We start from the raw sequence: 23,892 nt of genomic DNA, 5'->3' as shown, positions 1-23,892 counted from the left end.
TATGTGGGCAACTTGAGGCAGGGATAGAGCGCATGAACGACGATGTTGAAGACCAAAACATCAACAATCCCGAAGAACCGCATCACGCGCGGTTTCGCATTCTGGTGTGCATCGACGGTTCGGACGAGTCGTATCGGGGGCTGCGCTATGCGGCGAAAATCGCCAAAGGCGAAGATGTCGACATCGTGCTGTGCTATGTGCGCCCATCCGACCAGGGCTTGAGCACCGGCGGCCTGCAAATGGACGTGGCGCGCGGCAACATGCTGGAGTGGGGGCTGGAGTTGCCCGGCATCACGTATCTCAAAAAGGGCCGCGATTTGCTGATGGAGCTCGGCAATCTGCGCGAGGACTGGGAAGAACGAGCCTTTCACACCGACATTACCGGCACCAGCCTGGGCGACAACAAGATCGACTACACCTCGAAATCGGGCAAGAAGATCGTGCTCAAGCTGAAAGTGGCGCGCGACGTGGTGACCGGTATCCTCGATCAATGGGAACTGGGTCACTATGACCTGATCATCATCGGCGCCTCGGCGCGTTGGAGCGGCAAGGGCTTGAAGGGGTTCTTCGATCCCGCCGTGGCGGAAAAGATCGCCATCCATGCGCCGTGCTCGGTGCTGGTGGCGCGCGATCTGGAAATCGGCCACGGTCATCTGCTGTGTACCGACGGTTCCGAAGCATCGAACGCGATGATCCGGAAAGACGCGTATATCGCTAGCTTGTGTGAATGTCCCATCAGTCTGTTGTCGGTGGCCCCGGATGTGGAAAGCGAAATCAATGCCGAAAAAGCCGTGAACGCGGCGCGCAAGATCCTCGACGACCTGAATGTGAATGTTGTGGAAACCCTCACCCGAGTCGGCAATCCGGTCGATGAAATCGTCGAAACCGGGCCCGACTATTCGCTGATCGTGCTCGCCGACGGCGGCAAAAACGGCCTGGAACGTTTCTTCGTCGGTTCGGTGGCGATGAAGGTCATGCAAACCGCACACAATTCGGTGATGGTGGTGCGTTAACCCATTCAAAGGGTTGTCAGCGCTATGATTAACTGTCAAAAATGAAGCCGCACAGGTTCCAAGCGAGCGAAGCTTGCTGGATGAAAAGGGAACACGGTAGGGATGACCTCGACGGGTCCTGATCCGTGGCTGCCCACGCAACTGTTAACGGTAGCCGACTTGCGTTAAGCCACTGAAGCCTTGAGCTTTGGGAAGGTGCAAGAAGGCCGCGATCCGTGAGCCAGGAGACCTGCCTGTGTGATGATGGCCTCTGTGGGGCAGGGGCTGAGTACGTTGGGTACGAAAGGATAATCACCCATGCATATCGAACCTGGATTCGTCCAACCCGCTAAAATTCTCATGGCCAATGCCGGCGCGCTGACCGTCGCCGCATGGGCCGCCAAGGAACATCTTATCGCCGACATCGCGCGCGCGCCTTGGACGATTGCCAAGACCGCCGTCGCCGCCGTGGTTTTCAGCGTCTTCATGGAAAGCTTCTCCATGCCGGTCGGTCCGTCGGAGCTGCACTTCGTCGGCGCCATGGCCATGTACCTGACCCTGGGCTTCCTGCCCACGTTGTTGGGCTTTGGCTTGGGCTTGATCGTTCAAGGCACGCTGTTTTCGCCGTGGGACCTGGTGCACCTGGGCGTGAACTCGCTGTCGTTGATGCTGCCGCTGATCGCGCTGCACTACAGCGTCGGCCGCAAACTGTTCGACAAAGGCATCGGCACGCGCCTTAGCATGGCGCAGATTGTCAAGCTCGACGCCATCTACTACACCGGCGTGACCTCGATGGTCGGCTTCTGGCTGTGGATCGGCAACACCCAAACCGCACTTGCCGATTGGGCGGCGTTCGCCAGCGCCTATCTGCTGGTCGTGGCGCTTGAGCCGGTGCTCACCTGGGGCGTCGTCAATGGCCTGAAAAAGGTCCAAGACAACAAGCTGGTGCAGAACCTGTTCGTGGTGCATGAATTGAACACCACCCGTTAAGTTCATCATTCTCATGAGAAAACGGCCGACGCGCGATCGTCGGCCGTTTTTTTTGTTTGTCGGCATGACCACACCATCAGCCCCGGGTGGACGGTCGGGCCACCATGGTCTAACACTCAACATCAAGCGGTTTGTTGAGATGCAGACCGCATGGCCATGCCCGACAATTGTGATTAAGGGGGGAAAGTTATGATGAGAGGCGTGATTGGGACGCATCTCAAAGCCTATCTCTGGTCCGCCGCGTTGGTCGTCGCATTCTGTTGTTCAGCGTCCGCGGCTGACCAAGGACGGATCGCATCGCAGATCGAGGCAGCGGTCCAAGAACAGTCTTTTCCGCGCGAGGTTCTGGGCGTTGTCGATAACTTAATCGAACACGACGCGTTCCTTGCGCCGCGCAATCGGATGGCCGGTTTCGACGCCCTGTTCAAAGCCCCAAGCGCATTGCCGGACACATTCCCCGCCCTGGTAGGGCAGACCTTGGCGGACACGGGGCTGGATCGCGCGCAATGGATGCAAGCCCTTCAAACCACGGCGGAGATGCCCCAAGCGGAGGCGAATTGCCCGGTTGGCCTGGACGCACTTGCGGATTGGTATGTCGATGCGCTCACGCCCGTGGCGGCGGGCCTTGGGGATGTGTGGCAGCGTTGTCAGGGCGTCCCCGGCGGGTGTCTGCTTGACGATGGCAAGGCGGTCGATCCGACGGATGAAACGCGGTTGCGGTTGCTGTTCGACCGCCTCGGCCAGGCGAGTGTCGATCGCGCCATCAGGCCGCTCAGTATGTCGTTTTTATCCATACATCAACGCTTGACCATCTGTCTGCGGCAGATACCGGCATCGCACGTGGCAAGCGGGAAAGCGAACCGCAGGGCGACGCCCTTGGGGGATGTCGTGATCGGCACCTTGGGGCCCGACGTTTATGCCATGGACGATATATTTCTGGTCATAGACCCGGGCGGAAACGATCGATACGGGTTGACCCCACCTCAGCCTAGCGCCATGCAAACCATCATCGATCTGGGCGGCGACGACACCTATCAAGGCAGCAACCTCGCGGTGCTCAGCGCGGCGGCGATCTTGGATATGGCGGGCCAGGACCGGTATGAAAGCCCAGGTTCCGGCCAAGCCGCCGCGCTCGGCGGTATGGCCTTGCTGGTCGATGCATCCGGCGACGACCTCTACACGGCGGGGGTGTTTGCCCAGGGTGCGGCGGCATTCGGCGTTGCCGCGTTGATCGACGCCCAGGGCCGCGATGGCTTTGAGCTTATCGCGATGGGGCAAGGCTATGGTGCAACCCAAGGCGTTGGCGTGCTTTGGGACTTAGGCGGAAATGATACGTATAAGGCCGAGGGCTTGCCGGGCGCAGAGGCGTCCGTTGGCGGGCAAAGCTGGGCGCAAGGCGTGGGCCGGGGCTTGCGCACGGGGCATGGCGGTGGAACGGGGCTGTTACTGGACGATGCTGGCGACGATCTGTATTCGGCCAAGCTCTTCGCTCAAGGCAGCGGCTATTACTATGGCGTCGGTATGCTCCACGACGTCCGAGGTGACGACCGCTATGACGCGCGCCGCTATGCGCAGGGCGCGGGCACACACATGGCGTTGGGCCTACTGCGCGACGAGGCCGGAAACGATGCGTACAGCGCTTCCATCGGGGTTTCTCAAGGCATGGGCTTGGATACGGCCATCGGCGTTTTGCACGACGTTGCCGGGGATGACACGTATGTCGCGGGCGCGCTGGCGCAAGGCGCAAGCACGGCCAACGGAATTGGCATGGCCTTGGATCTCGGCGGTGCGGACCGCTTTGAGCTCGGCGAAAAAGGCTGGGGGCAGGGGCATACGCTGCGCCGCTTGCCGGGGACCGCGTTTCTCATCGGCGCGGAGGCTTCGGACCGGTTTGTCCTTGGGGGCGTCGAAACGGCCTTTTCGCCGCTTCCACGATCCGGCCCCCACGGCCTAATGGCGCCGTATTCAGACACGTCGAGCAGACACGACTGTCCGAGCGATAGGCCCGCTGCGGGTGTGATCGATGCTTTGGCACACGTTTCCACGACCGAGTTGCTGAGCTACAGCGCCCCCCGTTATGGGGCTGGCGACAAAGCCGTAGCGGCCTATTTCGCATTGGCCGCAGGGTTGCCGCAAAAGCTTGGCGCATATATTTCCGCCGTTCCTAACCGGGACTTCGCCATGAATTTCAGCCTCCGCGAAGTCGTCAGATGCTGGCTTCCCGACGCCGATGACGCAGGCCGCGAGCAGGTTCGCCAAGTGCTGAGCGACAGCTTGAACCAAAGCGCGCCATCGTCGCGACCGTGGCTTGCAGGGACGCTGCTGCCTTTCATACCCGGAACGTTGGAACAGCATCGGGCGGCGATCGAATCGCTATCGAACCACCCGGCCTGTAGCGCACGGGCCATGGGGTTGGACTTTGCGGGCAGTATTAAGCCAACTCCCCCAAGCATGCCGGTGTGGTTGAAACAGATTCTCGAAGGCGCGCAATCCAACCCGTGCTGGCGGCTTCAGGCCGCCATTTCAGCGCTGCAGCGCAAGTATGGACATGAGGCGGTTGTTCCGCATGGTATGCCGGACTTTTCGCGCCCCTGAACGGACGGGCTTGATCCAATACAAAACGGCCGACGATTGCGCGTCGGCCGTTTGATTGCGTCGTTGTCGAGCAAGCATCAGGTGATGTTATCGATATCCTCGTCGGTCATGTTGCCGGGCACCACGGTGATGGGCACGCGCAACTTACCGGCGGCCTTTTCGACAAAGTAGCTGACCAGCGGGCCGGGGCCATCGCTGCCGGTGGCGCCGCCGAGCACCAAAAGCGAGATGCTTTTGTCTTCGTCGATCAACGAGATCAACTCTTCAGCGGTGTTGCCTTCGCGCAAATGGATGATCGGCATCTTGCCGGTGGCGCGCACGACCTTGTCGGAATATTCCGACAGCAGGGCTTCGGCCTCTTCACGTGCTTCTTCCTGCATCAGATCGCCGATCGCCATCCAGTGCTGGAATTCCGCGGGCTGAATGACGTAGACCAAAGCCACGCGGCCGCCGACGCGCTTGGCGCGCTGACAGGAAAAACGGAGCGCTGGACCCAGTTCTGGGCTTTCATCGACCACGCACAGGAACGTAAATTCCTTTTCCTTGGGCATCTCTTCATTGGTGGATGTGGTTTGGGTGTCACTCATGAACCTTAGCCCCTCTTTTTGAACACGGCATTTGCGGTCCATCCTGACACTACGGCGATAAGGATGGCAAGCAGGCCGTAAATCAATGCGTGGTCGTGAGCGAAGCTGTAGATTTCAGCTTCCAACCCCACCTTGTGTACGGTCAATTGGGTCGAGTTGTGGGTCGCAATTTTTCCCTCCGAAACCAAGTAGGTGTCGATCACATACTCGCCGACATGAACGTTCGCCGGGAACCACAAATCGGTGCGGAACAATTGCTTGCCGAGCAGATCGATCTTGCCGGGTTCACCAGTGTAGAGGTTCTTGGCGACCATGTTGCGCACCAGACCGTCCTTGAAGTTTTTCAAGGTTGCGTCGGTTGCGCCATCGGGGGCGGATTTCACCGTCAAGCCCAAGTTGTCGGTGCCGATTTTCTGTTTTGCCAACACGTCAGACGGCAGCAAATCGTCGATCGGCTTGGAAGACGCCAGGGCGTAGAAGCCCGGCGTACCCGCGAAAACCACTTCATCAGTGCTGACCCAAATGCCGGCGATGCGTTCTTTGAGACGGATCGAGGTGTCTTTGTCCGGCCCACGCACCACGACGATGATGTCGCCTTCGTGGTCGGTGGCGCCGAACAACAGCAGATCTGCGCCTTTGAACGACACGTCGAGACGCACGTCCGGTTTGGACAGGTCGACCTCAAGCCCCTTGGCGAATGCCGGGGACGTGGCCACCAAAACGATTGCAGCCGCCAGCAGGGAGAAGAAACGAAGAATGTTCGACATGATCAATGTCCTCCCGTGGTGCCGAGGGCGTAAATATCGTTGGGCGTCAGGGTCAGGTCGAGGCCGATCTTGACGCACACGCCGAGGACCATCAGCGCCAGCAGCACGCGCAACTGCTCACCTTTGAGCTTCGCGCCGGCGCGGGCGCCGAATTGGGCCCCGATCACGCCGCCGATCAACAGCAACAGCGCCAACACGACGTCGACCGCATAGTTGTTGACGGCTTGCAGCACCGTGACGTTGGCGGTCACGAAGATGATCTGGAACAGCGAGGTGCCGACAACCACCGCGGTGGGCATGCCAAGCAGGTAAATCATCGCCGGAACCATGACGAAGCCGCCGCCGACACCCATGATGGCAGACAGGATACCGACTACGATGCCGACGCCGATGGGCAGAATGGCGGAGATATAGAGCTTGGAGCGGCGGAAGCGCACCTTGAACGGCAGCGCATGCAGGAAATTGTGTTGGCGACGCTTGGGCGGCGCGGCCTTTTTCGATGCGCGCATCGAGTTGAGGCTTTCGATGAACATCAACGAGCCGATGATGCCAAGGAAGATCACGTACGATAACTTAATGACCAGGTCGATTTGACCCAAAGTCTTCAAGAACGTAAACAGCCACACGCCGAAGGTCGAGCCGAGCACACCGCCGATCAACAACATCACGCCCATTTTTATATCGACGTTGCCGCGCTTGAAGTGCGCCAGAACACCGGAAATGGAGGATGCGACGATCTGGTTGGCTTCGGTGCCAACCGCCACGGCGGGGGGGATGCCGATAAAGATCAGCAAAGGAGTCATCAAAAATCCACCGCCGACACCAAATAACCCCGAGAGGAAGCCGACACCGCCCCCCATGCCGAGGATGAGGAAGATGTTGACCGAGACTTCAGCGATAGGGAGATAAATTTGCATCTCAGCGCCTCGACGTGTTTGGTTTCTCGTACAACAAGCCGAGATACGAATGTCGTTGAGAGGCCCAGATCTTACAAAAAAAAGATGTTCTTACAATGGAATGTAAGAAGCATACGGGCCCACCGGATAATGGTAACGGCAGGTTTCGCGACTTGGACCCGCCTAATGGCCGGTCAATGAGTTGTTTTGATCGGGGAGGCTTGAAAAAGCCTGCAGCGAATATTAGTGGCTTCTAATGATTGTGGCCAAATATGTCAAGCATTAGTTGAGATTGTGGCAGAAAATTTCCAATTCAGAGGGTTGCTCGGTATTTTAGAATGTTTAATGCACAAAACGGCTTATTTCATGGTTCCCAGGACGTAGATGTCCGCAGGCGGTAAAGTCAGTTCGAGGGCGATCTTGAAACACACTCCCAAAACCATCAGCGCGAGCAGAACGCGCAGTTGTTCGCCGTTCATCTTGGTGCTAGCGCGCGAACCGAATTGCGCACCGATCACACCGCCCACTAACAGCAGCAGCGCCAAGGGAATGTCGACCGCGAAATTGTTGATCGCCTGCAAGACTGTGACGTTGGTGGTGACGAAGATAATCTGAAACAGCGAGGTGCCGACGACCACGGCTGTGGGCATGCCGAGCAGATAAATCATCGCCGGGACCATGATGAAGCCACCGCCGACCCCCATGATAGCGGTCAAAATTCCGACCACGAAGCCGACGCCCAGGGGCAGCAGGGCGGAAATGTACAGCAGCGAACGGCGAAAACGCATCTTGAACGGCAGGCCCGTCAAGGCGTTGTGGGTGCGCCGTTTGGGCGTGGCGCGCCGCTTGGTGCGCACCAACGCACCGACGCTTTCGATAAACATCAGCAGGCCAATGGCGCCGAGGAAGAACACGTAGGTCAGCTTGATCACCAGATCGACCTGGCCTTGCGCACGCAACAGGGTGAACAGCCAAACCCCGACACCGGAACCGAGTATGCCGCCGATCAGCAGCATGACGCCCATTTTGACATCGACGGTGCCGCGTTTGAAATGCGCCAAGACTCCGGAAATCGATGAGGCGACGATTTGGTTTGCACCGGTGCCCACAGCAACGGCCGGTGGGATGCCGATGAAGATCAGCAGCGGCGTGAGCAGAAACCCGCCGCCCACGCCGAACAGACCGGACAAAAAGCCGATCCCGCCACCGATGCCGAGCAGCACGAAAATGTTGACCGAGATTTCCCCGATGGGCAGGTAAACTTGCATGATTGTGGTCTCAACGCGTCCAAACTGGGTTTCGCATCAAGCCGAACAAAAAGTGTCGTAGTCGCATAAGTGGACCTTGATTCAGGTTGGGGCTGACAAGATCAGTCCACGCATAGGTGGAATATGCGGATAACCTGAGAGAACCAAAGACCCACCGGTAGTGGCAACGGCAGGTTTCGCGACTTGGCTCCACGACTGTGCGGAGCAGGGGGGGTAATGAATTGGGGGGCTTGGAAAAGCCAATCGATAACCTAATAAATTATCAGGTGATCAATTGTCAAGCGCAGCTGGCGTCGCCGCTGTGGAACAACCGATAGAGAACTTCGATGATGGCTTTGGGTTTGTCGCCGTCGAGCGAGTAGAAGATATTTTGCGATTCACGGCGCGTTTGCACCAAGCCGTGTTCGCGCAGGACCGCAAGGTGTTGGGACAAAGCCGACTGGGACAGGCTGGTCGCCGAGTCAAGTTCACCGGCCGTCTTTTCGCCATGTAGCAACTGACAGAGAATCATCAGGCGCGTTTGATTGCTCATCGCCTTGAGCAGTTCGCTCGCAGCTTGAGCGTTGCCTTCCATCTCTTCTAGCTTCATGTCTAAATTCACGGCGACCTCACTTTGGTTTCTGCCTTGATTAGATACATCTTATATTAGGAAAATGTCAAGTAGTCTGTCCTCAAGGCGAGTGTACATTGGTTGCCATGGCGATTGCGTAAGAGCGCCTTGCGAATAGGGCCTTTTAACATTCGAAATCTGTTCAGGTATGGCGCATTCCGCAGTAGACTGTGGCAAATCCATCGTCGTAGGAAGCCCTGATGAAAAAACTCATCCTTGTGTCCATGATCGCCGTTTTCGCCTTGTTCGGCTTGTCCGCGCCCGCGCGTGCCACCATGGCCGAGCCCGCCCCCGATTTCGACAATCCACGCAAAGTCGTCGTATCGCTCAGCGAAAAAGACGAAAAACGCGTCAACGCGGTGCTCAACAACGTCATGAACATTCAAAAGGCCTATGGCGCCGACAACGTGAAACTGGCTGTGGTCGCGTATGGTCCTGGAATTTGGTCGATTTTGAAGGATTCGCCGGTGCGCTCGCGCGTTGAAAGCATGCTGCTCTACGAAATCGAGTTCATCGCTTGCGGCAACACCTTGGATGCCATTCACAAGACCGAAGCCGATATGATCGACGGGGTGAGTTGGACCCGCGCCGGGTTGGTGGAAATCGTCGAACGACGGCTGTCGGGTTGGGTCGATCTCAAGCCTTGAGGGCTTGATGTTTCGGGCCTTCGTGCCGATATAAATTCTCAATGCATTGACCTGGGGAGGTTCTGACGATGTTTGTATCGAGCAAGGCGTTGCGCGTGATTTTTGGGGTGTTGATGGCCGTGAGCTTGGGGTTTGCGACGGCAACTCCCGCCCGTGCCAATGATCACCTGTTGCCGCCCAGTGAAATCAGCGAAGACGGCCTGCACATGCAGCCGTGGTTCCATCAAAGTTTTCTCGATTTAAAAGAAGATATCGGCGACGCCGAAGCTCAGGGCAAACGCCTGATGATTGTTTGGGAACAACGCGGTTGTCCGTACTGCAAAAAGATGCACGAGGTGAACTTGCGCATTCCCCGCGTGGTCGAGGCGATGAAAAAGGACTTCATGGTCATCCAGCTGAATTTGTGGGGGGATCGCGAGGTCACCGACTTCGACGGCGAAGTGCTCAAGGAAAAGGACCTCGCCAACAAATGGCGGGTGATGTTCACGCCGACCTTGCAGTTTTTCCCCACGTCGGGTCAGGCTATGGCCGGTAAGTCCGGTGTGGATGGCGAGGTTGTGCGCATCCCCGGCTACTTCAAGCCGTTTCATTTCTACTTCTTGCTGCGCTACGCCAAAACCGGCGGATACGAGACTGAGCCGAGCTTTCAGCGCTGGTTGAGTGGCATCGGCAACAAGCTGGACGAGATGGGCGTGCATTACGATTTGTACGCCGATGATTTGCCCAAAGACCTTCCAGCAGACCTTTGAAATAAAACACTTTCTTATTGTCTTGAACTGAACTGGAGAGAACGTTCATGTGCGATGAAATCAGTTGTGGTTATACCCCGTCCGACAAGCCGTTGCCCGAGGTCACCGACGGACAACGACGAAACTTCATCAAAGGCTTAGCCGCCTTGCCGTTGGCCACCGTTCTGGCCTATCCCGATCTGGCGCGCGCCGCCGGGCACAATGCCACCACCGCGGTGTCGATCAAGACCCCCAGCGGCGGCACCGCCATGGGCGTTCTGGCGATGCCGGAAAAAACGCCCGCGCCGGCGGTGTTGCTGATCCACGAATGGTGGGGGCTGAACGATCAAATCAAGTCGGTCGCCGCGGAATTCGCCAAGCAAGGCTACATCGCATTGGCGGTGGACATGTACGGTGGGGAATACGCCACGGACCGTGACGGTGCGAAAAAGCTGATGAGCAGCCTCGACGAACAGGCCGGGACCGAGCAACTTGTAACGCTGATCGACTGGTTGAAAAACCACGAAAAGGGCACCGGCAAGGTCGGCACCGTCGGTTGGTGCTTTGGCGGCGGCTGGTCGCTCAACGCTTCGATCGCCACGCCGGTGGACGCCACGGTGATCTATTACGGTCGCTGCAACAAAACGCCGGAACAACTGGCGAGTTTGAACAGCCCGGTTCTTGGCCATTTCGGTACCTTGGACAAGAACATCAACGCCGAAATGGTCGGCGGTTTCGAAAAATCCATGGCGGCGGCGGGTAAAACCGATCTGACCGTGCATTGGTACGAAGCCGATCATGCCTTCGCCAACCCCACCGGGGCGCGTTACGACGAAGCCGACGCGGCTTTGTCGTGGGAGCGGACCTTGGCATTTTATAAGAAGCACTTGATGTAAAGAAATCACGCTCACGAGGCACAAAAAAAGCGGAGTTCCAATTGGGTAAGGGAACTCCGCTTTATTTTGGGGTGAACGGCCCTCAACTGAGGGGGGAGGAGGAGAGAAACCGTTCCGGTTTTTACGTACACCTTGAGCTTAGTCTACGTCCGCTGCCCCTCCTGTATCTGGGGGGATGGGGAGGGGGCGGGAAGTGGGGCGGTATCGTTAGGGGGGCGATATCGCCGACCACACATAAATCATAACCCATTCAGACGCCCGCCTCATCTGATCAAAGGTATTGGGCTGTGTTCAAAAGATTAATGAAAAACCCCGCAATCCATACCTTTGTATAGACTGCGGGGTTTTTCTAAAAAAAACATCAAGTTTATCAGATGGTTAGCCGACCTCTCCAAAGCTCGGGAAGGTTTCCAGCAACCAGTTTGAGACTTCTGACAGCGATCCGGTGAAGATCGCCACGCCGGTGACCACCAACAACGTGCCGATGGCGATTTCCACGGTGCGCATATGGCGGCGGAACTTGCCGAGGAAGATCATGAACGGCTTCACCGCAAACGCCGCCAGCAAGAACGGCAAACCGATGCCCGCCGCATAGACAGCCAGCAAAGAGGTCCCGTACATGACGTCGTCGCCGCTTGCTGCGACCATCAAGATGGTCGCCAAGATCGGCCCCACGCACGGCGTCCAACCGAACGCGAAGGCCAGCCCCAGGATGTAAGACCCGGCCAGGCCGGCGGGCTTGTTTTCCAGGTGGAAGCGTTTTTCGAAGTTCAGGAAACCGATCTTGAACAGCCCCATGTAGTGCAGGCCAAAGACGACGATGATCACACCGGCGATCTTGGCGAGGATGTCGATGTTGTCCGCGATCAAGGCGCTGACCGTGGTGGCCGTCGCGCCGAGGATCACGAACACGGTGGCGAAGCCAAGCACGAACGCCAGCGCCGAGACGAACACTTGGCGTTGGACCTGCTTGTCGACACCGCCCTCGGCGGTCAGCTCCTCAAGCGATGCGCCGCCGAGAAAGCACAAGTAGGCAGGGATCAGAGGCAGAACGCACGGCGAGGCGAAGCTGAGCACGCCGGCGCCGAATGAGCCCCAATAGGTGATGTCAAACGGATCCATTGAGTATGTCCCACAGAGGTAACGGGGCGGTTAGGCCCCGACAACCTTGATGCTGGTGTTCGGCTGCACATTGACGACTTTTTTCTTGCGAATGTAGTCGGATACGAGGTCGTAGACCGGCGGGCCTTCGGTGCCTTCGTTGACGGACGCCCAACCGCCGACCACATACTTTTTGCTCGGGTCGATGGTTTCGCCCGTCGACAGCAAGGTCATTTCGGAAATGCGTGAGCCGATCGTCTTGTGGATATCGATGCGATAGCCCATGCCGCCGACGCGCACCATGTCGCCGCCCTGTTGGTAATAGGGATCGGGATTGAACAGGTTGTCGGCAACGTCTTCCAAGATCAGCTTGAGGGTCTCGCCGGTCATTTCGCTGCGATAGGTGTTGGGGTAGGTGATCGAGGTCTGGGTGTAGACATCGTCAACGGTGATGTCTTGGCCCGGAATGAGCGTCGCGCCCCAGCGGAAGCCCGGTGACAGCGCGATTTGCGTTTCGCGTTCTTCCATAATCGCGTTGCAGATCAGGTCGTCGAAGGTGCCGTTGAAGTTGCCGCGGCGATACAGCAGGCTCTCGGTCTTGCCGAGTTTTTCGCCGATGATCTTTTGATGCGGGGCGCGGATGCCGTCCACAACTGCCTGAATTTCCGGGTCCGGCGCGATCACGTCGGAGAAAATGGGCATCAGTTTGTAGTTGTAGTTCTTGACCTTGCCGTTCTGCACGTCGAGGTCCAAGCGGCCCAGGAACTTGCCGTGCGAACCGGTGGCGACCAACAGCGTGTTGTTCACTTCGATCACGCCGGGAATGGCGTCATGGGTGTGGCCGGTCAAGATCACGTCGATGCCGTTGACGCGCGATGCCAGCTTGCGGTCCACGTCGAAGCCGTTGTGCGACGCCAGAACCACCAGTTCCGCACCCTCGGCGCGGGCCTTGTTGACGCTTTCCTGGACCATTTCGTCGCGGATGCCGAACGACCAGTCGGGGATCATGTAGCGCGGGTTGGCCACCGGGGTGTAGGGGAAGGCTTGGCCGATCACGGCGATTTTGACGCCGCCGCGCTCGAAATGCGCGGTCGAATCGAAGACCTTTTCCTGCCATTCGTTGTCCAACACGTTGCCGGCCAGGAACGGGAAGTTCAGCTTGCCGATCAATTCCTGCACGCGGTCGGCGCCGTAGGTGAATTCCCAGTGCGGCACCATCACGTCCACGCCCAGCGCGTTCATGGCGTCGACCATGTCTTCGCCTTGGTTCGCCAGCGAGGTGTAGGAACCTTGCCAAGTGTCGCCGCAATCGATCAACAGGGTGTTGGGTTCGCGTTGGGCGCGGATCGCTTTGATCAATGTCGCCATGTGCGCCAAGCCGCCGATGCGGCCGTATTCGTTGGCCAGTTGGCTGTAATCGACGCTCGAGAACGCGTAAGCGTCCGGCGTACCCGCCATCAGGCCGAAATTCTTGAGGAACGCTTCACCGGTCAGGTGCGGCGGCAGGCCGTGCACTTCGCCGACGCCCAGGTTGACCGACGGCTCGCGGAAATACAGCGGCACCAATTGGGCGTGAATGTCTGTGAAATTGAGCAACGTGACTTGGCCGACGCTGTCAAACTTGAGAAGGTCATCCTGGGTGATAGCCTGACTGGATGCCGCGCGCGCAATGCTGACGCCGGAACCAAGCAGCGCCGCGGTGGCGGCGGTCACCTGAAGGAAATCGCGACGGGTAATCATGGTGTGAAGTCTCCGTTACACAAGGTCTGTATTTTTTGTTGGTTTTGAACTTAACGAATGAAAATTTGGACAGAAAAGGGGCGGCAATCCACGCGGATGCCGCCCCCAATCGTCTACGCGTTATTTACGTACAGCCGGTGCTTCCATGGGAAGACCACGGCCACGCCACGCCAGATAGGTTTCCAGCGCAAGGTATTCATCCGAACCGTAACCATAAGGTTCCGCGCGAATGTTGGAGTTGCAACCGCGGAAGCGGCGGTGCAAGGAACCCGGCTTTTGCCATTTCAGGCGATACAGCGGGAAGCCGTTGGACTGACCTTGGGACAGAACTTCGGCGCGCACCATGTTACCGGCGTTGTCTTCATGACAGTGGCTGCAAGCCATGTCGAGCTGACCGCGACGCTGGTAATAGAAGGCTTCGCCCGTTTTCCAGAACGGGTTCAGCGCATCGGTTTTGGAATCCGCCGTGGTCATGCGCGGCATGCCACGCGACTGTTTGGCGATCAAACCGGTCATACCGAGCATGGCGTCCGATTCATATTTGAACGGATCGGCCTTTTGGTACTTGGTGCGGCACTTGTTGATGCGCAGCTCCACGTTGATCGGCTTGTGATCTTCCGCATCGTACACCGGGTAGTTGGCGGCGACGCCTTTCATCGGGATGCCGAAGCGGCCACCCGTTGCATCGTCGACGGCGCCGTGGCAATCGGCGCACGAAACGCCGGCTTCGCCTGCGGCGGCGTTGTAGATGCCTTCTGCGGCATCATAAACCGGCATGCCAGGATTTTCGAAATCGTCATCCTGCATGGCGCGGGTTTCCGCGGTTGCCGTTTTGTAACCGGACCAAACATTATCCCCATAAGGGTTTGGCACCTGATCGAGTTGCTTTGCGGTGGTGTTGGCGCCGTTACATGCGCCCAGCGCGAGACCCGCACCCAACACAGCAATAGCGGCGGTGATTGTCTTGAAACTCATGACGTTAGCCCTCCCTTCGTCGTGATTTAAGACACGGCCATGTCTTGAGACACAGTGGTGACTTCACCGTTATCGTCGGTCCATTTGAACTCGTACGTGCCGCTTTCCTTCGCCGTGATGAAGAAAGAAATGTACGGGTTGGCGGAAACGGACGGATGCATGTCTGCGCTGAACACGTCTGCGCCGTTAAAGGTGCAGGTGAACTTATTCAGGATAAGGCGCGGAATTTTATTGCCTTTTTTGTCTTTCCGGTTGCCGGTTTCCATGTCGTGGGCGGCCAGGGTTTTGACCTGGATCATATCGCCCGCTTTTGCCTTGTTCGGCAGCTTTACGCGAGGTTTTTTTGCCATTTGTATAGCACTCCTAATATTGTCTGCGTGACCAAAGGGGAGGGGCTGATCAGCCGCCGCAACCGCCGATGGTGACTTTCACTTCCTTCGTACCGGTCAAGACCGAACCGTCGCTCATGACGGCGGCGACCACGACGTTTTGGGTCTTGCCCAAACGAATACGCGTATTCACATCGGCTTTACCGGTCGGGGTCAGGTGGAAGGAAATGGTCTCAGGGCTCGGATTGCCCTCGGCAAACACGTGGATGTGCTTGACATAGTTGTCCGGGGTCATCGGGCTGTCGACGACAACGCCCACAGGGACGGTGGCGCCGTTTTCGGCGATTTCCGGAAGAGAGATGGAGACTTTGTCAGATGCGGTAGCGGAAGCGCCACCGGTAGCCTTGGAAAGCGCTTCTGCAGCGGCTTCGGGTGTGGCATGGGCAGTCGTAGCGAAACCCAGAGCCAACACACCTGCACCTGCGGCTTTAAGAGCCTCGCGGCGGTCCAAACGGACCATTTGCTGGATGTTTTTGCTCATTTTATCCTCTATGTGTTTGTTTTTTACGTCAGTCTCGCCAGGGGACTTAGTTCAGCGTCATCAGGTAGGCGACGACATCTTCGACTTCCTGAGCGCTCAAAATCGTTTTGCCTTGGAACTTCTTGAGCACACGATGCTGATCGGTTTTGTAGAAGCTCGGCATCATGGTGCCATGATTGATGACTTTGGGGTCAACAATACGCATGCGCAGCGTGGCTTCGTCCAAGCGCTGCGCCACGCCAGCCAAGTCGGGGCCGGTTTTTCCGTGGAACTGCTCTTCGGGGATCGGCATCACATGGCAAGCGAGGCAGTTGCCTTTTTTGCGGTTGATGACGACTTTTTTGCCGTTGGCTGCATCGCCAGCTTTTCCGGTCAAAGAAGCCGGAATGGAATCGTCGACGATGCTGTATTGCGCCATTTCTTCAGCTTGCGCGGACGCGGCGATGGTGCCGGCGAGCGTAAGACCGAAAAAGGCGCTCATCAGTTTAGTGTGTTTCATTATCCCTCCCATAGACTAGCCAGAATCGACCAGTTTCCCAATATCATCCCTCGAACGACAAGGGGAACTGAGACAAGCCTAATAGCTAGGTCTCGGATAGAACAAGCCCAATTATCAAAATAAAGGACTTGAATTGGTTGTAGGCCTCCCAAACGCGTGTTGTTTCTATCTTTTAAGCGTAGAAAATACATTGAACACGCATTCGTACCGAAAAACATGGGTCATATTTTAATTACCCATGAATGTGCTGTGTATTAGCACTCTGTTACATTAGAGAGCTTTCATCCTCGTGGCAAGCCCTCAGACACACAAAATCGCATTTATTAAAAAGAAAAAAGCGGGGATAAACCCCGCTTTTCTGCCCTTATTAGGGTTTTCCCTAATACGTTAACTGCGGCTTATCATGGCCTTGAGGCCGCCCATGACGGAGTCTTCTTCCAGCGCCTTAAGCCCCCAAATTGCACCTACGATGATCGACGCCAGGGCGATCAAGGAACCCAACGCCAGCGTCGACATACCGGTCAAGCCTTGGCCGATGGTGCAGCCCAGGGCGAGCACGCCGCCGATGCCCATCATGATTGCGCCGACCATATGGCTTTTCATGTCGTCCGCGCCGTTGAAGGCTTCGATATGGAACGACTTGGTGGCGACGGCCATCAAGAACGAACCGACGATGACGCCACCCACCGCTGCAATGCCGAAGTTGATCGACGCGCCGGTGAAGGTCATCAGGTATTGAATCGATTCTGCCGACGGGGCGACGAAGGTGAACGAGAACATCTGCGTCGGTTCGAATTCGTCTGCCCCCAGCACGCCGGTGATGTACCAACCGACCGGGATCAACAAGCCGATGATCAGCGCGCCGATGATATCTTGGAAGGAGCCGCGGAATTCTTCGTTTTTGAAGCAATACGCGGCAATCGCCACAGCAAACGCGAGGGTCACGCCGAGCCGCAGGCTTTCGGTTTCCGTGCCGATGAAGGCGGCGAGTATTTCAACCATCGACTGGCTTTCCAGGCCGAAGGCCGTGAGGTCGGTGTTGAAGGCTTCCAACTCGATGCGCGCCAAGCCGATCAGGCCGCGCAAGGTCATATAGGCGGTGACGCCCATGATCATGAACACGACGATGGATTTGAGGTTGCCGCCACCGATGCGCACCAGGGTTTTGTTGCCGCAGCCGCCGGCGCGGGTCATGCCGTAACCGAAGAGCAAGCCACCGACGATGGCGCCGGGCCACCCCAGGCTGGAGGTCAGATAGATTGCGCCGCCATCGGCCGGGGCGCGGGTCAGATCGATCAGTTCAAGCATATGCAAGGCTTGGGTGCCGAGAATCGCCACCGCGATGGCCAGCATCCAGGCCCGAAAACGGGTGGTGTCGCCCATGAGAATCATGTCGGATACGCCGCCCATGGTGCAGAAATTTGTTTTGTTGGCCGTCGCGCCAAAGAGGATCCCTGCGGCAAAGCCGGCAGTTGCGACCAGAGTGGCCACACTCATGTCTTCCATCGTGTGTCTCCCGATGTTTTCGCCCGTGTTGTGGTGTGTGTTGTGTTTTTATTGCGGTTTTCCCGCTTTTGTGGACGCGGATTATGCCCGAGTCCATTCGATTAGGGCAAACGATATAGAGTATTTTAGAGCGTTTGTATATTAGGTTTGTCTAAATGGATTCTGTGTGTATATTAGATCGACCTTAAGTGAGAATCTCCCCAGCAGAGGGTAGTCCATGTAAGGTTGTGACAAAAACAGGGTTACGGTCAGCCGCAATTGCGGGATTTCAATATTCGCGTTTTTACGCTGAAATTAAGCGCGTAGGCACGGAATACTACCCAGCAGATCAGGTTGACGTTTAGATTACGCGTATATAAGCAAAATCTAAAATCACTGCGCAGCATGTCTGCGCATGCGAAATGTGTCAGGGACGGCCGCCAAAGCGCAGCACTCGCGGCCACGGTCGAGACGGCAAACAATTGGGAGACGAACAGTGAGTGAAGGTAGCAACAATAAGAAGATGAGCATCATCGTGACGAAGGGGACCCTGGACTGGGCCTATCCTCCGTTCATTCTCGCCTCCACGGCCGCGAGCCTGGACGTCGACGTGACGCTCTTTTTCACCTTTTACGGTCTTCAGCTTTTGAAGAAAGACCTCAGCCATTTGCAGATTTCCACGCTTGGTAACCCGGGTATGGAAATGCCGATGATGGGCATGCACATGACCATGCCCAACATCATTTCCGCGATTCCCGGCGTCGACGCCATGGCATCGTCCATGATGCGCAGCCTGATCAAGAAAAAGGGTGTGGCTTCTATTCCCGAGCTGCGCGACATCTGCATCGAAAGCGATGTCAAGATCGTCGGCTGCCAGATGACGCTGGATCTGTTCGAGTGGACGCCGGAGATGATGATCCCGGAAATGGAACTCGGCGGCGCCGCGACCTACATGGGCGAAGCGCTGGAATCCGACATCAACCTGTATATCTAATCTCGCCGTGCGCCTGGACACGCTGTGTCCGGGCGTCACGCCATCGCGACTTTTGCTCTTGAGCCTGTCTCAAGAGCGGAACGGATGACATTATGCGCCGTTTGGCGGCATAATAGCGTCCTTCTTTATACATTTTGAGGGTCTTGAGATGAAATCAGTGATGACTGCAGTGGCCCTGGCTGCCACATTGACGAGTGCAAGTGTTGTGCACGCTATGGACGCCGCTGCGCTTAAGGGTGAAGCCGTTTCCGTTGTGAAATCTTTCGGCGGGCCGTTGAAGATGGCCCTGCAGGAAGGCATGAAAAATGGTGGGCCGGTGAACGCCATCGCCGCTTGTAATGAAAAGGCGCCTGAAATTGCCGCCGCTGCATCCGCTAAATCCGGCTGGAGCGTCGGTCGCACCAGCTTGAAGCTGCGCAATCCGCACAATGAACCGGATGCATGGGAGCAGAAAGTGCTTCAGCAGTTCGAGGATCGCAAAGCGGCCGGCGAAAGCCCTGACGCCATCGCGTTCGGCGAAGTGGTCGAAATGGACGGCAAGAAGCAGTTCCGTTTCATGAAAGCCATCGGCACCGCCGATCTGTGCTTGAACTGCCATGGTTCCGACATCAAAGCGGAAGTCGCGGCGAAGTTGGACGGCTTGTATCCGGGCGACCAGGCGCGTGGCTTTTCCAAGGGCGACATTCGTGGCGCCTTCACATTGAAAAAAGATCTCTGAGGTCTTTTGAGCGGCGCAAAGTGGAGCGTTTGACGTGGTAATAGACCTTACGAACGGTCAAGATGAGGCAACGCCTCTCAATCAATTGTTCGGCTTGTGCAGCGCCGGCAATCAGGATACCGAGTTTTTGCCTGAGCGCCGGTCGTTGCGCATTCACGGTCATTCCACGACCATTCGCCTGGAACGCGCGTTTTGGAATGTGCTTGAAGAGCTCGCCGCGACGGAAGACATGACCGTCGCCGGGATCGTCACCAAAATTTACGACCATTGCCAGTTTGCCAATCAAAAAAACTTGGCTTCGTGCTTGCGGGTTGTCTGTCTCAAGTTTATCAATATTGGCTTGTAGAATTGTCCGACCGATCCGCATTTTCAAATCCATTCAGGATTTATCGTTTTAACCATCACCCCAAAGACAAGAGAGATACAAAATGGCTACCCAAACTCTTGACACCAAAGGCATGAACTGCCCGCTCCCGATCCTCAAGACCAAAAAGGCGATGAAGGATCTTGCTGCTGGCGAAACCCTTGAGGTGCTGTCCACCGATCCCGGTTCCGTGAAAGACATGGAAGCTTTTTGCAAGTCCACCGGCAACACGCTGTTGAGCAGCAAAGAAGACGGCGGCGTTTACGTCTACGAAATCCAAAAGGGTTAATCGCTCTCTCGGATTGGAAAACGTTACGTTTTTCTGATTTCGTGACGTGACGGTTTTTTCCGGTCCCGGAGCAGCTTGTCTGTTCCGGGACCGGTTTGTTTATAGCCTGACGTATAGAGATTGAGATCATGAACCGACTGAGACCCGCCTTGATGGCGATTGCACTCTTGCTGCCATCCGTTTCCGCGGGTGCCGCTGAACTGGTGTATTTTGGTTCTGCGGCTTGCTCCGTTTGCGAAACCTGGGACCGGGAAGTCGGTGAAATCTATCCCAAGACGTCCGAATCGAAAACGTTGCCGCTTCGCCATCACGATGTTCACGACGACAAGCCAGACGACATCGCCTTTATCAAAGGGGTGATTTTCACCCCGACGTTCGTCGCCATCGAAGATGGCCGCGAGATTGGGCGCATCGTCGGTTACATGGGCGACTTCTTTTTCTGGGAGCAGGTGGATGGTTTGATCAAGAAACTAAACCCGGTCTCGGTACAAAAATCGGCAGCATGTTCCGACATGGGCGATCTGCCATCGAAATCGCCCTGCTAACCACGGATAAGGGTGCAATCTTAAAGTCATAGCTCTGTGCTTAAGTCGCATGCAGGTCTGTTCTTTACTTGCATTTAATCGTGTGCAGGGAAAGAATGGTCCTGGAATCATTGATGATTTGCCTGTCGTCCGGGGGGGCGACACTTTTGTCATCCAGTGCCACACAAAACGATTCTTGCTTCAGGTACCCCGTCTACGGCGGGCGTGCTTTAGCAGGGCGACAATAAGCGGAAGGGCTCAGCAGGGAATGACTTCATCTACCGATGGAGGGGGGGCGAGCGGCTCGGGTGTGCCAACACGTTGGACACGGGATCTGTTCGATACTCTGCACAACGACTTGGTCGTCTACCTGCGCGGCGGGCGCATTCTCGACATCAACACCAACGGCCTCGTGATGCTCGGCTTGGATAGCCGCGAGCAGGCGCTGGGGACGTTTTTCGCCGACTACGTCGACCGGGATCAGTTGACCGGTGCTCTGGCGGTGTTGTCGGGTAAGGCCGAACCCGGGTCGGAAACCACAGTAAGGCTTCAACCGAAGAATGGTGACGGTGATATCGAGGTTGCGATCAGCTCGCTCAAAATGGGCGAAAACGATGAAGGTTTGGCGTTGCGGGCGCGCCGCACCCGCACCGTTGCAGAACGCAAGCAGGGCGACCTGATCGGCAGCAACCTCTACCGCTATCTTTTCGAAACCTCACAAGCAATGATCTGCGTTTTGGATGTCGACGGCTACATCTTGTTGTCCAACGAATCCGCATGGCGCATCCTCGGTTATGAAGGTGCGGCGGGACTGGCGGGGCGGCCGTTTTTACACATCGTGCATCCCGATTATCATGGTGTGATGGAAGCGGGGTTGGATATTTTCGCGGCGGAAACTGAACCGCTGCCACTGAAGTTCTTGCGCGCGGATGCCAATATTATCGATGCGGAGGTCAAGTTTTCGCCCATTGGTGACGGGCAATTCATGCTCGAAGCGCGCGACATCACCGACCGCACCCGCGCGGCCGAAGTGCTGCAAGAGCGCGAACAACGCCTGCGCGGCATTCTCGACACCGTCGCCGACGCCATCATCACCATCGACCCCAAAGGCAAGGTGGTGGCCTTCAACAAGGCCGCCGAGCATATTTTCGGTTACGAGGCACGCGAAGTTCTGGGCCACAACATTTCGATGCTGGTGGCCGAACCCCACGCCAGCAATCACGATCAATACCTCGCCAACTATGTCGCGACCGGCGTGAAAAAGATCATCGGCGTGACCGGCCGCGAAGAGGTCGGGGTGCGCAAGAACGGCGAAAACTTCCCCCTGGAACTGGCGGTCACCGAGTTGCGCCATGGCACCAGGCGCTTTTTCACCGGGGTGGTGCGGGACATCACCCAACGCAAACAGGCTGAGGAGCAACTGCGCCGCGCCCACGATGAACTGGAAATGCGGGTTGAGGAACGCACCCGCGAACTGACCCAGGAAATCGTCGAGCGTCATCGCGCCGAGGACAAGTTGCGCTTGGCCGGCGAGGTTATCGAGGCGCTGACCGAGGGCGTGGTCATCATCGATCCCGATTTCCGCATCAGTTCGGTCAATCCGGCCTACACGGTCATTTCCGGCTACAGCGTCGAAGAAGTCATCGGCAATTTCCCCATCAACCACACCGCGCTCAGCCAAGGCGGGGCAATGTTCGACGAGATGTGGTCGGGGCTCGAAGCGCGTGGACGTTGGGAAGGGGAATTCTGGAACCTGCGCAAAAATGGCGACGAGTACGCCGAACGCCTGTCGGTCACTGCGATCACCAGCCCCAGCGGGGAAGTGATGCAATTCGCCGCGATCATTTCCGACATCACCAAGCGCAAGCAAGATGAAGAGCGCATTCTTTATCAAGCCAATTACGACAGTTTGACGGGGTTGCCCAACCGCTCGCTGTTTCTCGACCGCTTAACCCAGGCGATCAACAACATGGAACGCTCGCAAAAGAGCCTCGGGCTGCTGTTCATCGATCTGGACGGCTTCAAATTGGTCAACGATACCCTCGGCCACGACGTCGGCGACATGTTGCTCAAGGAAGCGGCCAAGCGCTTGGGTTCGTGCGTGCGCACCGGCGACACCGTGGCGCGTTTGGGCGGCGATGAATTCACCATCATCATGCCCAACTTGGAAAATTCGCAAAATGCACCGTTGTTGGCGCAGCGCGTCTTGGACAGTTTGGGGCGGACATTCTTGCTCGGCGGGCACGAGGCGTTCATCTCGGGCTCGATCGGCATCACCATTTATCCCGATGACGCCAAGGACGCCCAAGAACTTCTTAAAAACGCCGATTCCGCCATGTACCGCGCCAAGGAAGAGGGCAAGGCCAACTTCCAGTTCTACACCTCCGACATGAACGATCAGATCAAGGAGCGCCTGGTCGTCAAGAACGGTCTGTCCAAGGCGCTGGAAAACGACGAGTTTTTGTTGCTATATCAGCCCAAGCTGGATCTCAAGACCAACCGCGTCACCGGTGCGGAAGCCCTGATGCGTTGGGACAGCCCCGACATGGGGCTGGTCAGTCCGGTCAAATTCATCCCCGTGCTTGAAGAAACCGGTATGGTGGTCGAAGTCGGCGAGTGGGCCATCCACACTGCCTGCCGTCAGCATGCTCAGTGGCTCAAGCAAGGCTTGCCGCCGATCAAAATCGCGGTGAACCTGTCGGCGCGCCAGCTGCGCGAACCGTCGTTCGTCAAGATCGTCAAGGCGGCGCTGAAAAAGGCCGATCTGCCGCCCAGTGCGTTGGAGATCGAAATCACCGAAAGCATGCTGATGAGCGACGCGCCGATCATCGTCGCGGCGCTGGAAGACCTGCACGATTTCGGCGTGCACATTTCCATGGACGACTTCGGCACCGGCTATTCGTCGCTGAGTTACTTGAAGCGCTTTCCCATCGATACCATCAAAATCGACCGGTCGTTCGTCAACGACATCCATGTCGATGCCGACGATGCCGAGATCATTCATACCATCATCAACATGGGCCACACCCTGAACCGCAAGATCATCGCCGAAGGTGTCGAGACCGAGGAACAGTTGGACATCCTCAAAGCCTATCGCTGCGATGAAATTCAGGGATATTTCTTCTCACGCCCGTTGGCTGCCGACGATTTTCTGACGTTCGTCAAAGGCTTGCCCGGTTCGTAACGTTTTCGGATCGTAACGCCAGGGGCCGAACGTATCAGTATATCAGCTGTTCTTCTTCGCCCTGACCGGCGATGACGATTTCGCCGCTGTCGGCCAGTTGCTTGGCGATGGTGACGATGGCGGCCTGGGCTTCGTCGACGTCCTTCAAGCGCACCGCGCCCATGGCGTCCATA

Annotated in this window: 25 protein-coding genes and 1 riboswitch; of the genes, 11 read left to right on the top strand and 14 right to left on the bottom strand. The window is 57.1% G+C overall.

The genetic code is table 11. The features are described 5' to 3' along the window. Window positions 1-32 precede the first annotated feature (32 nt). The 3 genes from VIN96_RS04485 (at window position 33) to VIN96_RS04475 (ending at window position 4,577) form a co-directional block, all read left to right on the top strand. Entirely contained in the window at window positions 33-1,013 is a 981-nt protein-coding gene (locus tag VIN96_RS04485; protein WP_331894242.1) for a universal stress protein, read from the top strand. Between the two features lie 36 nt (window positions 1,014-1,049). Then, window positions 1,050-1,264, top strand: a riboswitch (cobalamin riboswitch). Window positions 1,265-1,310: 46 nt separating this feature from the next. Further along, on the top strand, window positions 1,311-1,982 hold the full coding sequence (locus VIN96_RS04480; RefSeq protein WP_331894241.1) for an energy-coupling factor ABC transporter permease: 672 nt from the start codon (window positions 1,311-1,313) through the stop codon (window positions 1,980-1,982). 189 nt (window positions 1,983-2,171) lie between these two features. Continuing rightward, window positions 2,172-4,577 carry a hypothetical protein gene (locus VIN96_RS04475; protein ID WP_331894240.1) on the top strand — a complete coding sequence of 802 codons (2,406 nt, stop codon included), beginning with the start codon at window positions 2,172-2,174 and terminating at the stop codon, window positions 4,575-4,577. Window positions 4,578-4,654: 77 nt separating this feature from the next. On the opposite strand, the gene VIN96_RS04470 is transcribed toward VIN96_RS04475, so the two are convergent. From VIN96_RS04470 to VIN96_RS04450, 5 genes are all read right to left on the bottom strand, one after another. After that, on the bottom strand, window positions 4,655-5,164 hold the full coding sequence (locus VIN96_RS04470) for a universal stress protein (protein WP_331894239.1): 510 nt from the start codon (window positions 5,162-5,164) through the stop codon (window positions 4,655-4,657). Between the two features lie 5 nt (window positions 5,165-5,169). Beyond that, window positions 5,170-5,931: a TIGR02186 family protein gene (locus VIN96_RS04465; protein ID WP_331894238.1), complete on the bottom strand. Its 762-nt coding sequence runs from the start codon at window positions 5,929-5,931 to the stop codon at window positions 5,170-5,172. A gap of 2 nt (window positions 5,932-5,933) precedes the next feature. Beyond that, window positions 5,934-6,848 carry a sulfite exporter TauE/SafE family protein gene (locus VIN96_RS04460; RefSeq protein ID WP_331894237.1) on the bottom strand — a complete coding sequence of 305 codons (915 nt, stop codon included), beginning with the start codon at window positions 6,846-6,848 and terminating at the stop codon, window positions 5,934-5,936. Window positions 6,849-7,186: 338 nt separating this feature from the next. Next, window positions 7,187-8,095, bottom strand: a complete 909-nt coding sequence (locus VIN96_RS04455; protein WP_331894236.1) for a sulfite exporter TauE/SafE family protein — start codon at window positions 8,093-8,095, stop codon at window positions 7,187-7,189. Between the two features lie 277 nt (window positions 8,096-8,372). Beyond that, a complete protein-coding gene (locus tag VIN96_RS04450; protein ID WP_331894235.1) occupies window positions 8,373-8,684 on the bottom strand; it encodes a metalloregulator ArsR/SmtB family transcription factor in 312 nt (103 codons plus the stop codon). Window positions 8,685-8,905: 221 nt separating this feature from the next. On the opposite strand from VIN96_RS04450, the gene VIN96_RS04445 reads away from it, so the two are divergent. From VIN96_RS04445 to VIN96_RS04435, 3 genes are all read left to right on the top strand, one after another. Next, entirely contained in the window at window positions 8,906-9,352 is a 447-nt protein-coding gene (locus VIN96_RS04445) for a hypothetical protein (RefSeq protein ID WP_331894234.1), read from the top strand. A 68-nt stretch (window positions 9,353-9,420) separates the two neighbouring features. Continuing rightward, a complete protein-coding gene (locus tag VIN96_RS04440) occupies window positions 9,421-10,101 on the top strand; it encodes a thioredoxin family protein (RefSeq protein WP_331894233.1) in 681 nt (226 codons plus the stop codon). Between the two features lie 47 nt (window positions 10,102-10,148). Beyond that, the gene (locus VIN96_RS04435) at window positions 10,149-10,976 is read left to right on the top strand and encodes a dienelactone hydrolase family protein (protein ID WP_331894232.1); all 828 of its coding nucleotides are present in this window, start codon (window positions 10,149-10,151) and stop codon (window positions 10,974-10,976) included. 378 nt (window positions 10,977-11,354) lie between these two features. Here VIN96_RS04435 and VIN96_RS04430 read toward each other — a convergent pair whose 3' ends face one another. The 7 genes from VIN96_RS04430 to VIN96_RS04400 form a co-directional block, all read right to left on the bottom strand. Then, entirely contained in the window at window positions 11,355-12,098 is a 744-nt protein-coding gene (locus VIN96_RS04430; protein WP_331894231.1) for a cytochrome c biogenesis CcdA family protein, read from the bottom strand. Between the two features lie 30 nt (window positions 12,099-12,128). Continuing rightward, window positions 12,129-13,817, bottom strand: coding sequence for a thiosulfohydrolase SoxB (gene soxB, locus VIN96_RS04425; RefSeq protein ID WP_331894230.1), 1,689 nt, complete (start codon window positions 13,815-13,817; stop codon window positions 12,129-12,131). Window positions 13,818-13,937: 120 nt separating this feature from the next. Further along, window positions 13,938-14,792, bottom strand: a complete 855-nt coding sequence (soxA, locus tag VIN96_RS04420) for a sulfur oxidation c-type cytochrome SoxA (RefSeq protein WP_331894229.1) — start codon at window positions 14,790-14,792, stop codon at window positions 13,938-13,940. Between the two features lie 26 nt (window positions 14,793-14,818). Next, on the bottom strand, window positions 14,819-15,142 hold the full coding sequence (gene soxZ / locus VIN96_RS04415; protein WP_331894228.1) for a thiosulfate oxidation carrier complex protein SoxZ: 324 nt from the start codon (window positions 15,140-15,142) through the stop codon (window positions 14,819-14,821). Window positions 15,143-15,191: 49 nt separating this feature from the next. Next, window positions 15,192-15,662, bottom strand: a complete 471-nt coding sequence (soxY, locus tag VIN96_RS04410) for a thiosulfate oxidation carrier protein SoxY (RefSeq protein WP_331894227.1) — start codon at window positions 15,660-15,662, stop codon at window positions 15,192-15,194. 46 nt (window positions 15,663-15,708) lie between these two features. After that, the gene (gene soxX, locus VIN96_RS04405) at window positions 15,709-16,161 is read right to left on the bottom strand and encodes a sulfur oxidation c-type cytochrome SoxX (protein WP_331894226.1); all 453 of its coding nucleotides are present in this window, start codon (window positions 16,159-16,161) and stop codon (window positions 15,709-15,711) included. Window positions 16,162-16,548: 387 nt separating this feature from the next. Further along, the gene (locus VIN96_RS04400; RefSeq protein ID WP_331894225.1) at window positions 16,549-17,667 is read right to left on the bottom strand and encodes a YeeE/YedE family protein; all 1,119 of its coding nucleotides are present in this window, start codon (window positions 17,665-17,667) and stop codon (window positions 16,549-16,551) included. Between the two features lie 475 nt (window positions 17,668-18,142). Here VIN96_RS04400 and dsrE2 point away from each other — a divergent pair, with 475 nt between their 5' ends. Next, window positions 18,143-18,640: a sulfur carrier protein DsrE2 gene (gene dsrE2, locus VIN96_RS04395; protein WP_331894224.1), complete on the top strand. Its 498-nt coding sequence runs from the start codon at window positions 18,143-18,145 to the stop codon at window positions 18,638-18,640. Between the two features lie 160 nt (window positions 18,641-18,800). Next, window positions 18,801-19,358 carry a DUF3365 domain-containing protein gene (locus VIN96_RS04390; protein ID WP_331894223.1) on the top strand — a complete coding sequence of 186 codons (558 nt, stop codon included), beginning with the start codon at window positions 18,801-18,803 and terminating at the stop codon, window positions 19,356-19,358. On the opposite strand, the gene VIN96_RS16735 is transcribed toward VIN96_RS04390, so the two are convergent. Further along, window positions 19,336-19,737 carry a hypothetical protein gene (locus VIN96_RS16735; RefSeq protein ID WP_331894222.1) on the bottom strand — a complete coding sequence of 134 codons (402 nt, stop codon included), beginning with the start codon at window positions 19,735-19,737 and terminating at the stop codon, window positions 19,336-19,338. The genes VIN96_RS04390 and VIN96_RS16735 overlap by 23 nt on opposite strands. Window positions 19,738-19,786: 49 nt before the next feature. On the opposite strand from VIN96_RS16735, the gene VIN96_RS04380 reads away from it, so the two are divergent. The 3 genes from VIN96_RS04380 (at window position 19,787) to VIN96_RS04370 (ending at window position 23,719) form a co-directional block, all read left to right on the top strand. Next, window positions 19,787-20,011: a sulfurtransferase TusA family protein gene (locus VIN96_RS04380; RefSeq protein ID WP_331894221.1), complete on the top strand. Its 225-nt coding sequence runs from the start codon at window positions 19,787-19,789 to the stop codon at window positions 20,009-20,011. 128 nt (window positions 20,012-20,139) lie between these two features. Next, on the top strand, window positions 20,140-20,556 hold the full coding sequence (locus VIN96_RS04375) for a hypothetical protein (protein WP_331894220.1): 417 nt from the start codon (window positions 20,140-20,142) through the stop codon (window positions 20,554-20,556). Window positions 20,557-20,803: 247 nt separating this feature from the next. Continuing rightward, window positions 20,804-23,719: an EAL domain-containing protein gene (locus VIN96_RS04370; protein WP_331894219.1), complete on the top strand. Its 2,916-nt coding sequence runs from the start codon at window positions 20,804-20,806 to the stop codon at window positions 23,717-23,719. A 34-nt stretch (window positions 23,720-23,753) separates the two neighbouring features. On the opposite strand, the gene VIN96_RS04365 is transcribed toward VIN96_RS04370, so the two are convergent. Then, the gene (locus VIN96_RS04365) at window positions 23,754-23,882 is read right to left on the bottom strand and encodes a FliG C-terminal domain-containing protein (protein ID WP_331894287.1); all 129 of its coding nucleotides are present in this window, start codon (window positions 23,880-23,882) and stop codon (window positions 23,754-23,756) included. Between the last annotated feature and the right edge of the window lie 10 nt (window positions 23,883-23,892).

The sequence above is a fragment of the Magnetovibrio sp. genome (genome assembly GCF_036568125.1).
Taxonomy (GTDB): domain Bacteria; phylum Pseudomonadota; class Alphaproteobacteria; order Rhodospirillales; family Magnetovibrionaceae; genus Magnetovibrio.
Note: the sequence above shows the minus strand (reverse complement) of the source record. Positions and strands in the feature narration are given on the sequence as shown.

Excerpts from the sequence above, each read along its gene's own strand:
- VIN96_RS04480 (WP_331894241.1), top strand. The coding sequence starts at position 1,311 with ATGCATATCGAACCTGGATTCGTCCAACCCGCTAAAATTCTCATGGCC.
- VIN96_RS04380 (WP_331894221.1), top strand. The coding sequence starts at position 19,787 with ATGGCTACCCAAACTCTTGACACCAAAGGCATGAACTGCCCGCTCCCG.
- VIN96_RS04365 (WP_331894287.1), bottom strand. The coding sequence starts at position 23,882 with ATGGGCGCGGTGCGCTTGAAGGACGTCGACGAAGCCCAGGCCGCCATC.
- soxB (WP_331894230.1), bottom strand. The coding sequence starts at position 13,817 with ATGATTACCCGTCGCGATTTCCTTCAGGTGACCGCCGCCACCGCGGCG.
- soxX (WP_331894226.1), bottom strand. The coding sequence starts at position 16,161 with ATGAAACACACTAAACTGATGAGCGCCTTTTTCGGTCTTACGCTCGCC.
- VIN96_RS04460 (WP_331894237.1), bottom strand. The coding sequence starts at position 6,848 with ATGCAAATTTATCTCCCTATCGCTGAAGTCTCGGTCAACATCTTCCTC.
- soxY (WP_331894227.1), bottom strand. The coding sequence starts at position 15,662 with ATGAGCAAAAACATCCAGCAAATGGTCCGTTTGGACCGCCGCGAGGCT.
- VIN96_RS04475 (WP_331894240.1), top strand. The coding sequence starts at position 2,172 with ATGATGAGAGGCGTGATTGGGACGCATCTCAAAGCCTATCTCTGGTCC.
- VIN96_RS16735 (WP_331894222.1), bottom strand. The coding sequence starts at position 19,737 with ATGGATTTGAAAATGCGGATCGGTCGGACAATTCTACAAGCCAATATT.
- VIN96_RS04370 (WP_331894219.1), top strand. The coding sequence starts at position 20,804 with ATGACTTCATCTACCGATGGAGGGGGGGCGAGCGGCTCGGGTGTGCCA.
- VIN96_RS04375 (WP_331894220.1), top strand. The coding sequence starts at position 20,140 with ATGAACCGACTGAGACCCGCCTTGATGGCGATTGCACTCTTGCTGCCA.
- soxZ (WP_331894228.1), bottom strand. The coding sequence starts at position 15,142 with ATGGCAAAAAAACCTCGCGTAAAGCTGCCGAACAAGGCAAAAGCGGGC.
- soxA (WP_331894229.1), bottom strand. The coding sequence starts at position 14,792 with ATGAGTTTCAAGACAATCACCGCCGCTATTGCTGTGTTGGGTGCGGGT.
- VIN96_RS04400 (WP_331894225.1), bottom strand. The coding sequence starts at position 17,667 with ATGGAAGACATGAGTGTGGCCACTCTGGTCGCAACTGCCGGCTTTGCC.
- VIN96_RS04455 (WP_331894236.1), bottom strand. The coding sequence starts at position 8,095 with ATGCAAGTTTACCTGCCCATCGGGGAAATCTCGGTCAACATTTTCGTG.
- VIN96_RS04450 (WP_331894235.1), bottom strand. The coding sequence starts at position 8,684 with ATGAAGCTAGAAGAGATGGAAGGCAACGCTCAAGCTGCGAGCGAACTG.
- VIN96_RS04445 (WP_331894234.1), top strand. The coding sequence starts at position 8,906 with ATGAAAAAACTCATCCTTGTGTCCATGATCGCCGTTTTCGCCTTGTTC.
- VIN96_RS04485 (WP_331894242.1), top strand. The coding sequence starts at position 33 with ATGAACGACGATGTTGAAGACCAAAACATCAACAATCCCGAAGAACCG.
- VIN96_RS04465 (WP_331894238.1), bottom strand. The coding sequence starts at position 5,931 with ATGTCGAACATTCTTCGTTTCTTCTCCCTGCTGGCGGCTGCAATCGTT.
- VIN96_RS04435 (WP_331894232.1), top strand. The coding sequence starts at position 10,149 with ATGTGCGATGAAATCAGTTGTGGTTATACCCCGTCCGACAAGCCGTTG.
- VIN96_RS04470 (WP_331894239.1), bottom strand. The coding sequence starts at position 5,164 with ATGAGTGACACCCAAACCACATCCACCAATGAAGAGATGCCCAAGGAA.
- VIN96_RS04440 (WP_331894233.1), top strand. The coding sequence starts at position 9,421 with ATGTTTGTATCGAGCAAGGCGTTGCGCGTGATTTTTGGGGTGTTGATG.
- VIN96_RS04390 (WP_331894223.1), top strand. The coding sequence starts at position 18,801 with ATGACTGCAGTGGCCCTGGCTGCCACATTGACGAGTGCAAGTGTTGTG.
- VIN96_RS04430 (WP_331894231.1), bottom strand. The coding sequence starts at position 12,098 with ATGGATCCGTTTGACATCACCTATTGGGGCTCATTCGGCGCCGGCGTG.